The following is a 15064-nucleotide window of genomic DNA, read 5'->3' on the forward strand; positions in this document are numbered from 1 at the left end:
AAGTCCTCGTCGGTCAGCACCCGGTGCGTCACGTGGACGGTGGTCTCGGTGATGCCGTACATGTTGACCAGTTCGGGCGAGCCGGTGCCGTGCCGCTCGACCCAGCCGCGCAGTCGCCCGAGGTCCAGCGCCTCGCCGCCGAAGATGATCCGGCGCAGCGCGGTCAGCGGCTCGCCGGCGTGCCGGTCGGCCTCGATGAACTGGTAGAACGCCGACGGGGTCTGGTTGAGCACGGTCACCCCGCGCTCGCGGACCAGCCGGTGGAAGTCGACCGGGGAGCGGGTCAGCCCGTACTCCGGCACCAGCACCTCACCGCCGTGGGCCAGCGCGCCCCACAGCTCCCACACCGCGAAGTCGAAGGAGTAGGAGTGGAACTGGACCCAGACGTCGTGCGGGCCGAAGCCCATGTCGGGCCGGGTGTTCGCGAGCAGCGTCACGACGGCGGAGTGCGGGACGACGACGCCCTTGGGCCGGCCGGTCGACCCGGAGGTGTAGATCACGTACGCCGGGTCGTGCCAGTCGATCTCGGGCGTGGTGGTGTCCTGCGGCAGGTCGTCTCCTTGCGCGAGCACGCGGGCCGGCACGCCCGCCCTGGCCGCCAGCTCCGTGAAGCGGTCGCGCTGTTCCCTGTCCACGAGAACGACCGTCGGGCGGGCGTCGGCCAGGACGTACTCCAGCCGTTCGTCCGGGTGGGCGAGGTCAAGCGGCACGTACGCGGCCCCGGCTGAGACGATCGCGACCAGGGCGACGACCTGCTCAACGGAGCGCGGGACAGCGACGGCGACCCGTTCGCCCGGTCCGGCCCCGGCCGCGCGCAGCGCCGAGGCCAGCTCGTTCTTCGCCCGCAGCAGTTCGCCGTAGGTCAGCGACCGGGTGCTGCCGTCGAGACCGCATTGGGTGACGGCGGTGGCGGCCGGTGCGCGGCGCGCGGCGGCGTCGAACAGCCCGCCCAAGGTCTGCGGGGTGATCCGCGCGGGGTGTCCGGCCCCGCCGGTCACCAGGTCGTCCGGCCGGGTGAGCAGGCCGGTCAGGTTCCGGACGAACGCGCGCAGGATCGCCCGCGCCTGCCCGTCGCGCAGCAGTTCGCCGTCGTAGATCAGGTTGAAGCGGGGCCGACCGTCGAGTACGCGCTCCACCACCAGCGTCAACGGGTAGTGCGGCGCGCCCTCGTTCACGATGTCGGTGATCACGAACTCGTCGCCCGGCCTGCGCAGGCTGTCCACCTCGGTGGCGACGTCGAACACCACCAGGGTGTCGAACAGGGGGCCGCTGCCGGCCTGGCGGCCGATCCTGGTCAGGGAGACGTGCTGGTGCGCCAGCACCGCGCTCTGGTGCCGGCGCACCGAGGCGAGCAGTTCGCGGGCCGTGGTGGTGCCGTCCCATCGGACGCGTACGGGGATGGTGTTGATGAGCAGGCCCACCACGTCCTCGATGCCGGGCACGTCCGCCTCCCGCCCGGACACCGTGGAGCCGAACACCACGTCCTCGCGGTGCAGGATGCCGCCCAGCGTCACCGCCCACGCGCTGTGCACGGCGACGCTCAGGGGCACGCCCGCCGACCGGACGGCCGCGTCGACGTCGTTCCCGTTTTCGTTCCCGTCCTCGACGGCGGTTTCCGCGAACCGGCCGGACGGGGTGTGCCCCTCGGCGACCAGCGAAGGGCCGGGCAGACCGGCGAGCTGGTCGCGCCACACCCGGTCGCTCTCGGCCTCGTCACGCGCGGCGAGGCGGCGTACGTGGTCGGAGAAGCCGTCGTGCGGGTGCCCCGTCCCCGGCGCGTGGTACTCGGCGAGCAGCGCGCGCAGCATCGGGGGCACGGACCAGCCGTCGGCGACGAGGTGGTGCACGGTCTGTATCAGGACGCTCCTTCCCACACCCGTGCGGATGAGGGTGTAGCGCATCAGCGGGCCGGCAACCAGGTCGAACCCGGCGCGGCGGTCCCGTTCCGCGAGGTCACGGATCTCGCCGGCGGTGATGCCGGGGCGATCCAGGGTCGTGAACGGGGCTCGCACGCCACTGTCCAGCACCGAGACCACGCGGCCGTCGGCGAGGGCCACGAACCGGGCGGCCAGGTTCGGGTACAGCGCGAACAGGCGGGTGGCCGCGGCGGCCAGCCGGTCGGCGTCCACGGCACCGTCAACCGCGCCGTCCACTGGGCCGTCCACTGGGCCGTCCGATGGGCCGTCCAGCGTCAGTATCTGCTGCTCGACGTAACTGCCCGCGGAGTCGTCGTCGAAGACCGAGTGGAAGTACAGGCCCTCCTGCAGCGGGGTCAGCGGCAGGATGTCCCGCAGCGCGGGGCCGTCCAGGGCGTCGACGTCGGCCTGGGTGAGGGACACCGCGCCGAAGTCGCTGGGCGAGTGACCGCCCCGCTCCAGCGCGGCCACCCCGATCAAGGCCGCCCGGAAGTAGTCGCCGATCGTCGCGATGTCCTCGTCGGCGAACATCCCGTCCGGCCAGGAGATGGTGGTGACCAGTTCGTACGCGCCGGTCGGGCCGGGCTCGGCGATCGCGTTGAACTCCAGGGCGCGCGGCAGGCGCATCCTCGGGTCGCGTCTTTCGCCCAACTGCCCCGTGGCGCCCGCGAGCTGCCAGTCGCCCCACCCGCCCGCGTCGAAGCGGCCGAGGTAGTTGAACAGCACCTGCGGGGCGGGCGCGTCGAACCCGGTCCCGGCCAGGTACCGCAGGGCGCCGTAGGACACGCCGTTGCCCGGCACCCGGGCGAGGTCTTCCTTGACCGCCTTGAGCGCCGCGGACAGGTACTCGGGCGCGGTGAAGTCGGCCGTCGCGCCGGGGTCCACGGTCACCGGGAACAGCGTGGTGAACCAGCCGACGGTCCGCGACAGGTCCGGCTCGTAACCGGCGGCGCCCGCCACGAACCGTCCTTCGCGGCCGTGGCCCTCCAGCTCGATGTGCGCGAACGTCTGATCGTCTCCGAGGTCGCGACGCCACCTGGCGAGTGCGACGGCGAGCGCGGTCAGCAGCACGTCGTTGACGCCCGCGTGGAACCTCGCGGGGATCTCGCCCAGCAGCGCGGCGGTGACCTCGGGCCCGACCGAGACCGCCTGCGCTCTCTCACGCGCGACGGTGTCGGACTCAGCCGGCGGACGCCTGCCCAGCGACCCGTCCGCTCCCGGCAGCGGGCGGGCGAAGTAGCCGCGGTCCGCCTCGAACGCCGCGCGCTCCAGCAGTTGCGTCCATCTCCTGAACGACGTGCCCACCGCAGGCAGCTCGATCGGCACGCCCGAGGTGAGCTGCCGCCACCCCGTGGCCAGGTCCTCCATCAGGACCCGCCACGAAACGCCGTCGATCACCACGTGATGGACGACCAGGACCAGTTGCCGGGCCTCGGGCCGCCAGACGGCGCGAAGCATCACGCCGCCCTCCGGGTCCAGCCCCTCGATGGCGAGTTCGACGCACTCGCCGAGCGGCCGGTCGCTCCGCAGCCAGCGCGCGACAGCCCGGCCCGCCTCCGGCTCCAAGCCTGCCCCCGCGCCCGACCCCGTGCCCGCCCTCGTGCCCGCCCCCGTGTCCGCCTCCGCGTCCGACCGCGCGTCCGACCGCGCGCCCGACCCCGCGTCCGACCCCGCGTTCGCCTCCGGTATGTCGAAGCCCCATCGCGCGCCGCGCGTCAGCCTGGCGCGCAACATGTCGTGCCGCCCGACCAGGGCGGCGAGCAGCTCGTCCAGGAGGTCGGCGGTCAGGTCGGCCGGGGTGTTGAGCACCACCGACTGCACGAAGCCGTCGATCGCGTCCGTCGTCCGGCCGAGCCACTGCACGATCGGCGACCCTGTGACGGAGCCGGTCGCGACATCCTCGCGGTCCGCGGCGGGCACGCCATCACGGCTTGCCGCCGCCGCCACCGCCCGCAGGGTGCCGCTGTCGAAGATCTGCGCCGCCGTGAGGTGGAGTCCCGCGTCACGCAGCGCGCTCAGCAGCGAGATCGCCAGAATGCTGTCTCCGCCCAGCCTGAAGAAGTTCTGGTCGGCACCGACCTCGTCCAGCCGGAGCAGCGACGCGACCGCCGCGCACACCACCCGCTCGTTCTCCGTGGCGGGCGGGAGGAACGCGGCCACCTCGGGCAGCGGCTCCGGCAGCGCGCCGCGGTCCAGCTTGCCGTTCGGAGTGAGCGGGAACTCCTTCATCACCACGACGTGCGCGGGCACCATGTACTCGACCAGGTGCTCGGCGGCCCACTCCCGGACCTCGCCGGCCCGCAGGCCCTCGCTCCCCGCCACCGGGATCACGTACCCCACCAGGTAGGTGCCGCCCGCCGCGTTCTTCTTCGCGACGACGCAGGCGTACCGCACCCGGGGGTGCTCCGCGAGGCCGACCTCGACGTCCTCGATCTCCAGCCGCATGCCGCGGATCTTGATCTGGTTGTCGGCCCGGCCGAGGAAGTCCAGCGACCCGTCCGGCGCGAACCGCGCGAGGTCGCCGGTCCGGTACAGCCGGGAGCCGTCGCCGGCGAAGGGATTCGCCACGAACCGGGACGCCGTCAGGCCGGGCGCGTTGACGTACCCGCGGCCCAGGAGGAACCCGCCCACGTACAGTTCGCCGCCGACGCCGACCGGGACCGGGCGCAGCTCGTCGTCCAGCACGTACAGCTCGGTGTTGGGGTTGGCCCTGCCGATCGACGTCGACAGGCGTTCGGCCGCGCCCCGGTAGATGACGTGCGAGACGCCGATCGTCGTCTCGGCCGGGCCGTAGCCGTGGTACATGGGGATGTCGAGCCGGGTGCGGAAGCGTTCGTACAGCTCCGGGGTCAGCACCTCGCCGCCGCACCACACGTGCCTCAGGCTGGCCAGCCGCCCGGAGTCGCCCGCGATCTCCAGCAGCACGTCCAGCATGGACGACACCAGGTACGTGAAGGTGACGCGCTGCTCGGCGATCACGCTGAGCAGGTGATGCGGGTCGCGTTCGCCGCCGGGTCGCAGGATGACCAGCCTGCCGCCGTACACCAGTGGCAGGAAGATCTCGTTGATGGAGATGTCGAAGGACAGCGGCGCCTTGAACAGCGACGCGTCGTCGTGGCCGAACCCCAGGATCTCCCTGCCCTGCCACAGCAGGCGCTCGCTGATCGCCTCGTGCCGGATCATCGCGCCCTTGGGCCGCCCGGTCGAGCCCGACGTGAAGATCACGTACGCGAGGGCGGCGCCGGGCACGCCGACCTCGGTGTCGTCGGCGGGATACGAGCCGAACCGCCAGTCGTCGAGGTCGAGGCCCACGGCCTCCGGCTCGCCCGCGTCCCGCTCGCCGGAGTCGTTGAGCTGCACGACGACCCGGGCGTCCTCGATGACGACCGCTCTGCGCTCGGCGGGCCACTGCGGGTCGAGCGGCACGAACGCGCACCCCGCCTGGAGCACGCCCAGCAGCCCGATCACCATCTCGGCGGAGCGGCCCAGCGAGATGCCGACGATCTGCTCGGCGGTGAGCCCGCGGGCGATCAGGTGGTGGGCCAACTGGTTGGACAGCTCGGCCGCCTCACGGTAGGTCAGCGACCGGCGCCCGTCCACGATGGCGATGGCGTCCGGCCGGGTCCTGGCCTGCTCCCTGAACATCTCCACGAGGGTCGGGCGGACCCGGTCGACCCTGGTGTCGTTCCATTCGGCCAGGGCGGCGAGCCGGGCCGGCACGCTGGACGGGCCGACGGTGCCCAGGGGCCGATCGGGGAAGTCGGCCAGATCGTCCAGCGCGAGCTGTGCGTCGGTCAGCGAGACGCTCTTGGGGACGGTGATGCCGCGGCCGTCCGCGCCGACCTCCCAGCCGCCGTCCCCGCCGTTGTCGACCCATCCGAGGACGTCGGCGAACAGGGTGCCGGGGGTGAGGTCGAGGCTGTCGGGGCCCTGGCCCGTCGCCCAGTAGGCCAGCCCGATGGCGCACGCCTTGGTGATGGTGCTGTCGGAGTGTTCGCCGGTCCGCCGGCGCACGTCGGCCAGGCGCGCGGGAGAAAGCAGTGCGAGACGCGTGCTCGGTTCCGTCATCGAAGACTCAGCCGTCCCTTTCGAAGGATGAAGGTTCTTGCCATGCGCGCCACAGCCGCGCGTACCGGCCCTCCAGGGCCACCAGTTCTTCGTGGGTTCCCTGCTCCACGACGCGGCCGGTGTCCAGCACGGCGATGCGGTCCGCCGCCATCGCCTGGGTCAGCCGGTGCGCCACGTACAGCGTGGTGCGGCCCGCGCACGCGGCCGACACGGCCCTGTCCAACTCGGCGGCGCCCTGGCTGCCCGCCTCCGCGGTCGACTCGTCCAGCACCACCACCGGGGATCGGCCCAGCATCAGCCGGGCCAGGGCGATCTGGGCGACCTTGGTGCCGTCCAGGCGCTCGCCGCCCTCGCCGACCAGGGTGTGCAGCCCGTCGGGCAGGGCCGCGACCCACGTGTCGGCGCCGACCCCGCGTAACGCGTCCATCAGCTCGCCGTCGCTCGCCTCCGGCGCGGCCAGCCGCAGGTCCTCGGCGAGCGGGCCGGAGAACACGTGCGTCTCCTGCGTCAGGATGCTCACCAGGGCCCGCGCCCCGGCCTCGTCCAGGTCGGCGAGGTCGGCCGACCCGATGCGCACGGACCCGGCCTGCGGGCTGCCGATGCCCGCGATCAGCGCCGCCAGGGTCGACTTGCCCGCGCCCGTCGCCCCCACCAGCGCGAGCGAACCGCCCGCCGGGATCACGAGGTCGACCTCCCGCAGGACCGGCCGCTCGGAGCCGGGATAGCTGAACGTCAGCCCTTCCACCGTCACCGGGTACGGCCCGCCCTCGACGGGCACGGCGCCCGCGCGGCCCTCGGATCGTTCCTCTGGGGCCTCGCCGAGCACCCCGACCAGCCGGGTCAGGCTCGCGCCCGACTTCTGCGCCTCGTCGAAGGTGAACAGGATCGCGCCCAGCGGATTGAACAGCCGGTGGAACAGCAGCGGGGCCACCGACGCCTCGCCCAGGGTGACGGAGCCGGTCTCCAGCAGGACGTACCCGACCACGATGATGAGGACCAGCCCGATGAACTCGGCGCGGTTCTCCCTGCCGACGAACCGGCCGAAGAACCGGAACACCTCGACGCCGAGATCGCGCACCCGCCACGACTCGCTGGTGACCCGCTCGCGGAAGACCTCCTCAAGGCGGTACGCCCGGACGGTGCCGATCCCGTTCAGGCCGCTGATCAACGCCTGCGCGCGATCGGCCTGGGCCTCCCGCTGCCGCCGGTAGAGCGGTGCGGACCTGGGGAGATACCACCGCAGGGCCAGCCCGTACGCGGGCAGCGCCCCGGCGCCCGCCAGCCCGAGCCGCCAGTCCAGCCCGAACATGCCGACCGTGGCGATGACGACCAGCACTCCCGACGAGAACACCGTGGGGACGGCCGTGCGGATGCCCTTGGACACCACGGCCACGTCGTCGCCGACCCTGGACAGCACGTCGCCCCGGCCGGCCTGCTCGATCCGCGCGCTCGGCATGCGCAGCACCGCGCGGACGGCGCCTTCCCGCAGTCGCGCGAGCAGCTCCGCGCCCAGCCGCCCGATCAGGTACGTGGACGCCGCCGCGGCCGCCGTGCCGAGCAGCGCGGCGGCCACCATCAGCACCCCGACCGTGACCAGGATCGACCGCGACTCGCCCGCGATCACCCCGTCGACCACCTGGCCGAGCAGGAACACCGGCAGCACCTGGAGCGCCGCCCCGGCCACCGTGGTGAGCACGGTGGCGCTCGTCAGCCACGGCATCTCACGGGAGTGCGCCGCGACCCATCGGGTGGCCTCGCGTCCGGTCGCCGTGCGCAGGATGGCCGTGCCGGAGCCGCTCACGCCCGGACCACGGCAGGCCGGGGACGGGACGTCGTGGCGAGCATCGTGGCGGGCATCGAAGTGGACAGCGTCTTGGGCATCGTCATGGGGATCGTCGTGGGCATCGTTACCCGGCCGACTTGACGAGCTCGTCGATCGCGTACGGCAGGGACAGCAGGGTGCTCTGCGACATGGCCGCGCCGATCGCCGGGCCCTCGCTGTCCAGCAGGTACGACACCTGACCGTTCTTGACCGCGGGCAGGTTGGCGAACAGCTCGAACTTCTTCAGCGCCTCCTGGTCCGCCCGGTCGGCGATGACGAAGATGTGGTCGACGTCGATCAGGTCGATGCGCTCGGGGGACAGCACGGTGTAGAAGCTGCCGCCCGCGATCCTGTCGATCTCCGCCGCGCCCTTGAAGCCGATGCCCGACACCAGCCGTCCGCGTACGTCGGTGGTGGTGAACGGCGCGACGGAGTTCTTGTACCAGGACACCGCGACGGCGGTCCTGCCGGCGAACTCCGGGTGCGCCTCGCGGGCCGCGTCGAGCTTGTCCTGGATGTCCTTCACCATCCGCGCGCCCTCGTCGGCCTTGCCGAGCGCCTTGGCGATGTGCACCGCGTTGTCCTGCCACGGCGCGCTGAACGGCTCCGCCTCGGCCTTGGTGCGGCCCACCGTCGGGGCGATCTTGGAGAGCCGGTCGTAGGCGGCCTGGTCGATCTCGGAGTAGACCGCGATGATCAGATCCGGCCGCAGGGCGGCGATCTTCTCGTAGTTCGGGCCGGAGTCGCCGTTGTTCATGACGACCTCGGGGCGGGCGTCACCCCACTTGTCCTTCACCCAGGGCCACTGGGTGTTGAGGTCGGGGGACCTGCCCGGCGGGTTCGGGTACTGGTCGACCATGCCGACCGGCTTCACCCCGAGCGCCAGGACGGCCTGGTCGTCGGTGTAGCCGACGGTGACGACCCGCTGGGGGGCGCCGGCGATCCGCGTGGACCCGAACGCGTGCTCCACGGTGACCGGGAACGCGCCGCCCGTGGTGGCCACGGGGTCGCTGCCCGGCGTGTCCGTCGGGCCGGAGCCGCATCCCGCGATGAGGCCCGCGCCGAGCGTCGCGGCGGACAGTGCCGCCGCGATCCGCCGCAAGGTCTTCGTGACCGTTGTTCGTTGGAGGAGCATCCGGAATCCCTTGCTTTCGTGCGATCCGCCGCAGCCCTGACGTGGAGCAGAAGAACCGTAACACGCCGATATTAGGTTAGGCTAACCTTACCTTCAGCTCTTTTTGAGGTTCGCCCTCACCAGCAGGTAGACGAGGAAGGGGCCGCCGATCGCGGCGGTGACCACGCCGACCGGGAGAGCGAGCGGCAGCGCCGTACGCGCCACCAGGTCCGCGCCGATCAGCAGCAGCGCGCCCACCAGGCCGGAGGCCACCAGCGGCGGCGTCGGGTACCGCGTCAGACGCATCGCCACCTGCGGCGCCACCAGCGCGACGAAGGGGACCGGGCCCGCCGCGCCCACCGCCACCCCGGCCAGCAGCACCGCGCACAGCAGCAGGACCGCCCGTACCATCGAGTGCCGGACGCCCAGGCCCGTCGCGACCTCGTCACCGAAGTGCAGCGGCCTGAGGTGGAACGCGACGCACGACACGACGGCGATGAGGGCGAGCGCGCACCACAGCGCGACCCGGACCTCGCCCCACGACCGGTCGTCCAGCGAGCCGACCAGCCACGCCTGGGCCCTGGCCACGTCCCGGAGGTCGGCCGTGGCCAGCAGCCAGATCGTGAGCGCCTGCGTGACGGCGCTCACCGAGATGCCGATGAGGATGAGCCGCAGGCCGTTGATCCCGCGCCGCCAGGCCAGGAAGTACACCAGCAGACCGGTGCCGAGACCGCCCGCGAGCGCCGCCGCGGACAGGCCCACGGAGTCGGCGATCGCCGCGGCTGCCCCACCCGACACCGTCACCAGGAACACCGCGACCGCGCTCGCGCCCCCGGTGATCCCCAGGATGTCCGGGCTGGCCAGCGGGTTGCGCGCGATGGACTGCGTGAGCGCCCCCGACACCCCCAGCGCGACGCCCACGACGAGCCCGGCCAGGGCACGCGGCATGCGCAGATCCATGATCACGAATTCGTCGACCCGCTCGCCCCGGCCGACAAGCGTGGCGATCACCCGGGGCAGCCCGATGGGGAAGTCCCCGACGGCGATGGACCGGCAGAACACCAGGAAGGCCGCCGCCGCCAGCAGCAGCGTGACGAACACCATCCAGGGCCGCCACACGAACGACGCCCGGCCGATCCGGACGCCCGGCGTCACCGTACGCCGCACTGCCGTCTCGTTCATATCGTCCTGAACTTTCCGCGCCACACCAGCGCCGCAAAGAACGGCGCACCGGCCAGAGCGACGACGACGCCCGCCTGCAACTCGCCCGGCCGAATCACCACGCGCCCCACGATGTCGCAGACCAGCAGGACGACGGCGCCGAGCAGGCCCGCGCACGGCACCAGCCAGCGGTAGTCCGGCCCGGTGAGATACCGGGCCACGTGAGCCACCATGAGCCCGAGAAACGCGATGGGACCGCACGCCGCCGTCGTCGCGCCCGCCAGCAGTGTGATGGCGACGACGCCGACGACCCGGCTCCGCGCGACGTTCACCCCCAGCCCTCTGGCCACGTCGTCACCCAGGTTGAGCAGGTTCATGGCGGGCAGCGTGGTCGACGCCAGCACCAGCCCGGCCGCGACGAACGCGGTCACCGGCCAGATGACCTCGAATCCGGCCCCGGCCACGGAGCCCGCGTTCCAGAAGCGCAGCGCGTTCAGCGACGCCTGGTCCGACAGCGAGACCGCCGTGGTCATCGCCGTCAGGAACACCGCGACCCCCTGCCCGGCCAGCGCGAGCGTCAACGGGTCGCCCGCTCCCCTGCCGATGCTCGCCAGCCCGAACACGACGACGCCGGCGGCCGCCGCCCCCAGGAAGGCGAACCAGACGTACTGGAACGGATTGGACAGCCCGAACAGCAGGATCACCGACACCACGGCGAACGACGCGCCGGAGTTCACCCCCAGCAGTCCGGTGTCGGCGATCGGGTTGCGCGTGTACCCCTGGATCAACGCGCCGGCGACCCCCAGGGCGAGGCCCGCCACGATGGCGAGCACGGTCCTGGGCACCCGTACGGTCCACACGATGAGCGCGATCTCGGTGAGCCGCTGGTCGGAGCCCGGCGCCGCGAACAACCCGTGCCACACCTCGGCCGGACTCAACGCGCGTGCGCCGACGGCCAGCGACACCACCCCCGCGACCAGGAGGACCGCCGCGAGCGTGCCCAAACCCACAACCCTCCGCCGGTGGGCTCGCGTGGCCTCGGGCGCGGGACGTCTCTCCACGGTCGTAGTCGTACTCATCGACGTGCGTCGTTCCTCTGGGGACGTGCGGCCAGGAGGACATCTCGATCATCAACTTAGGTAAGTCTATCCTTAGTCGTTGGTTGACGGTAGGGACGGAGGAGGACAGCGTGAACGACACCTTCGCCAGGTACGGGTTCCCCGACAAACCCGGCACGGACGAGTTCTGGGCGGCGGTGGCGGCGGCGCGAGCACTCGCATCGGTATCCGCCCGCGACGGCTGGACGACCCTGTTCCTGTGGCGCGGCTCCCCGGCGAGCGTCGGGTTCGAGAGCTGGTCCGAGCCGGTCCCCTTGCGCCGATGGGGCGACACGGACTGCTGGTACGCCGAGGTGGCCATGCCCGCGCGGCTGCGGGTGACGTACCAGTTCCGCACGGACGACGCCGCGTACGCCGACCCGTTCAACCCGGTCGGCACCGGTGCCGACCGGTCCGTCGCCGCGACCCCGGACGCTCCCGCCCAGCCGCACTGGCCCGCCGTCGGCCCCGACGACGTCCTGCCCCTGCCCGGCACCCGCCTGCGCTGGGCCGGCGAACGACTCGGCGGGCGGCGCACCGTTCGCGTCCACCCGGTGGGCGGCGGCGGGCCGTTGGTCCTGCTGCTCGACGGAGACGACTGGCTGTACCTGCACCCGGCCATGACCGCGTTCGACTCGGCCGTCGCCCATGGCGAGATGCCCCCGGTCACGCTCGTCTTCCTGCCCGCCCGGGACAGGGACGCCGAGTTCGGGTGCGAGCCGAAGCTCTGGGAGGCGATCCGGGACGAGTTGCTGCCACTGGTCGCCGCGAGCGGCGTACCCGCCGGTCGGGGACCGTTGGTGGTCGCCGGGCAGAGCCTCGGCGGGCTGAGCGCGATGTACGCGGCACTGGAGTTCCCCGATCTGGTGTCCGGCCTCGCCTGCCAGTCGGCGTCGTTCTGGTGGACACCCGACGCCGCGCACCTGGCCGACCCCATGGGCGGCCCGATCGGCGGCGCCATCGCCGCCCGCCTGCGCGAGCGCCCCGATCTGTCCGGTCTGCGGGTCGCGTTCGACGTGGGAGAGCACGAGACCTCGATGCTGCCGCACTGCGAGCTGGTCGAGACCCTGACCGAACAGGCCGGTGCGACCGTACGCGTTTCGCGGTCGCCCTCGGCCCACGATCGAGCAGGCTGGCGCCACGCCCTGCTCAGAGACGTCGCCTGGGTGCTCGCCGGCGCTGAGGGGTGACGGCCGGTCCGGCCGACCGGACGCCGCCGGTCGCGCCGATCGGCCGTCACCCTGAGTCCCGCGCCGGCGAAGGTCAGCGCGAGAGCGCGTAGGCACCGCCCACCCGTACGGCCACCGCGTCGGCGATCTCTCCGGCCCGCACGGCGGTGTTGGACAGCAGCGTCGAGGTCAGACCATGGGTGTGCTCGGTCGCCCCCTGCACGTAGATGCCGCAGCGCACATGCGCGGACGTGGCGATCCGGTAGTCGCGCTCGATGCGCAGCGCGCCCGAGGGCAGCCGCTCGCAGTGCTCGCCGGTCGCGCCCAGCAGCGTCAGCGGGTCGCCCGGCCGGTAGCCGGTGGCGTAGACCAGCGCGTCGGCCTCCAGGACGGTCCGCTCTCCGCTCGGCAGGAACTCGACGGTGGCGCGCACGCCGTCGGCGCCCTTGGCGACCTCGACGACCCTGGACGCGTTGAGTATGCGCAGCCGCTGCTCGCCCCGCACCGTTTCCTGGTAGTGCCTGCGGTACAGCTCGTCGATGAGGTCGAGGTCGACCACCGAGTAGTTGGTGGAGGCGTGGTAGGCGAGCAGGCTCTCCTTGACCGGCTCCGGCGCGCCGAAGTAGTGGTCGACCGCGACGGAGTCGAAGATGCGGTTGGCGAACGAGCTGTCGTCGGCGGGGGTGTATCCGTACTTGGAGAACACCGCGCACACCTCGGCGCCGGGGAAGCGGCCGTGCAGGTGGTCGGTCACCTCGGCGGCGCTCTGGCCGGCGCCGACCACCACGAACCGGCGGGGGTTCGTGACCGAGGGGAGCCGGTCGAGGAACTCCTCGCTGTGCCAGACGCGCTCGTCGCCGACCGTCCCGTCGGGCAGCACGGGGACCAGGCCGACGGCGATGACCAGGTTGCGGGTCCGCCGGGTGCTCAGCTCCCCCTCGCCCCCGCGGACCACCACGTCGAGGTAATCCACCGCGCCGTCCACGGTGACGGGGGTGACCGCGACGACCTCCGAGCCGTACTCGACCTGGTCGGCGAAGGGCGCCGCGGCCCACTCCAGGTAGTCGTGGAACTCCAGGCGCGACGGGAACATCGTCTTGTGGTTGATGAAGTCCAGCATCCGGCCGCGCGCCTTGAGGTAGGACAGAAAGCTGAACTCGCTGGTGGGGGTGCGCATGGTGACCAGGTCCTTGAGGAAGGAGACCTGCATCGTGGTGCCTTCGAGGAGCATGCCGCGGTGCCATCCGAACGTGGGTTGCTTCTCCAGGAACACGGCGTCTATGCGCTCGCCGGTACGCGCCTGACGCTCGCGCAGCGCGATGGCCAGGGCGAGGTTGGAGGGTCCGAAACCGATGCCGACGAGGTCGTGGACGGGCTGCTCGGCAGTGGGCATGGAGGGCCTTTCGAGAGAGCGGTCCGGGGTTGCGGGCCATGGGTGGAATCAGCATCCAACTTAGGTTAGGCTCGCCTAATTAGGCGAGCCTAACCTCTATTCCACTCACCTCACAAGGAGAGCGCTGATGCGGGTCGTGATGTTCGGCTACCAGACCTGGGGGCACCGCACCCTCCAGGCCCTACTGGACTCCGGGCACGACGTGGCGCTGGCGGTCACCCACCCTCAGAGCGACCACGCCTACGAGAAGATCTGGAGCGACTCGGTGGCCGAACTGGCCGGGGCCAACGGCGTCCCGGTCCTGCTGCGCAACCGTCCCGACGACGAACTGCTGCTCACCCTCAAGGAAGTCGGGCCTGACCTCATCGTCGCCAACAATTGGCGCACCTGGATACCGCCCGAGATCTTCACCCTGCCCGGGCACGGCGTCCTCAACGTGCACGACTCGCTGCTCCCGGCCTACGCCGGGTTCTCCCCGCTCATCTGGGCGCTCATCAACGGCGAGAAGGAGGTCGGCGTCACCGCCCACATGATGAACGCCGAACTCGACGCCGGGGACATCGTGGTGCAGCGCGCCATCCCGGTCGGCCCCGGCGACACCACCACCGACCTGTTCCACCGCACCGTCGACCTCATCGCCCCCATCGTCGCCGAGGCCCTCGACCTCATCGCCTCCGGCCGTACCGACTGGACGCCCCAGGACCGCTCCAAGGCCAGCTTCTTCCACAAGCGCTCGATCGAGGACGGCAACATCGACTGGACCTGGCCCGCCGAGGACATCGAACGGCTGGTACGCGCCCAGTCAGACCCCTACCCCAACGCCTTCACCTACTACAAGGGCGAGCGCATCCGCATCCTGAAGTCCTCCACCTCCAAGGGCGTCTATGGCGGCACCCCGGGCCGGGTGTTCATCCGCGAGGGCGACGGCATCGTCATCGTGGCCGGCGCCGAGGCCCGCCGCGGCCGCAGCCACGGCCTGGTGATCGAACGGGTCCGCACGCAGGACGGCACCGACCTGCGTGCCGACGAGGTGTTCACCACCATGGGCGGCTACCTGTCCCGCCACCCGTGAGGCACTCGACCGCCGGCCCGCCGGCGCTCGGCCAGGCGACCCCACACTGACCGCGACGACGATCGCGAAAGAATTAATTCTGACGATTGCGGATTTCCAGGACACTGACCGCGCTTTTTACGCCCTTTCGGAAAAGGCCGTCGAAGGCCGGAGATAGACATCTTGGCGACGAGGGGACAGCCGGGCGACAGCAGCAGGACAGGCGAGCCGCATAAAATTCTCACCGGATACGGGCGGTTTCCAGATGAGCCG

Annotated in this window: 8 protein-coding genes; 2 read left to right on the top strand and 6 right to left on the bottom strand. The window is 71.9% G+C overall.

The window, feature by feature from the left end; all coding sequences use genetic code 11:
* The 5 genes from ABD844_RS33600 to ABD844_RS33620 all read right to left on the bottom strand — a co-directional run.
* Nucleotides 1–5984, bottom strand: a 5984-nt coding sequence (locus tag ABD844_RS33600) for an amino acid adenylation domain-containing protein (RefSeq protein WP_344886932.1), incomplete at its 3' end; no start/stop codon positions are given.
* Between the two features lie 7 nt (nt 5985–5991).
* Nucleotides 5992–7785 (bottom strand): ABC transporter ATP-binding protein, encoded by a 1794-nt coding sequence (locus ABD844_RS33605; protein WP_344886934.1) that lies wholly within the window; start codon nt 7783–7785, stop codon nt 5992–5994.
* Between the two features lie 106 nt (nt 7786–7891).
* Nucleotides 7892–8941, bottom strand: coding sequence for an iron-siderophore ABC transporter substrate-binding protein (locus tag ABD844_RS33610; protein WP_344886936.1), 1050 nt, complete (start codon nt 8939–8941; stop codon nt 7892–7894).
* 93 nt (nt 8942–9034) lie between these two features.
* Nucleotides 9035–10102, bottom strand: a complete 1068-nt coding sequence (locus tag ABD844_RS33615; protein WP_344886938.1) for a FecCD family ABC transporter permease — start codon at nt 10100–10102, stop codon at nt 9035–9037.
* Nucleotides 10099–11091 carry a FecCD family ABC transporter permease gene (locus tag ABD844_RS33620; RefSeq protein WP_344886940.1) on the bottom strand — a complete coding sequence of 331 codons (993 nt, stop codon included), beginning with the start codon at nt 11089–11091 and terminating at the stop codon, nt 10099–10101. Before ABD844_RS33620 ends, ABD844_RS33615 begins: the two co-directional genes overlap by 4 nt.
* Before the next feature lie 179 nt (nt 11092–11270).
* On the opposite strand from ABD844_RS33620, the gene ABD844_RS33625 reads away from it, so the two are divergent.
* Entirely contained in the window at nt 11271–12368 is a 1098-nt protein-coding gene (locus tag ABD844_RS33625; protein ID WP_344886942.1) for an alpha/beta hydrolase-fold protein, read from the top strand.
* Nucleotides 12369–12441: 73 nt separating this feature from the next.
* On the opposite strand, the gene ABD844_RS33630 is transcribed toward ABD844_RS33625, so the two are convergent.
* Nucleotides 12442–13740, bottom strand: coding sequence for a lysine N(6)-hydroxylase/L-ornithine N(5)-oxygenase family protein (locus ABD844_RS33630; protein WP_344886944.1), 1299 nt, complete (start codon nt 13738–13740; stop codon nt 12442–12444).
* 127 nt (nt 13741–13867) lie between these two features.
* Between ABD844_RS33630 and ABD844_RS33635 the strand changes: the two genes are divergently transcribed.
* A complete protein-coding gene (locus ABD844_RS33635; RefSeq protein WP_344886946.1) occupies nt 13868–14812 on the top strand; it encodes a methionyl-tRNA formyltransferase in 945 nt (314 codons plus the stop codon).
* The last annotated feature ends 252 nt before the right edge of the window (nt 14813–15064 follow it).

It is taken from the genome of Nonomuraea antimicrobica (assembly GCF_039536965.1).
GTDB classification, from domain to species: domain Bacteria; phylum Actinomycetota; class Actinomycetes; order Streptosporangiales; family Streptosporangiaceae; genus Nonomuraea; species Nonomuraea antimicrobica.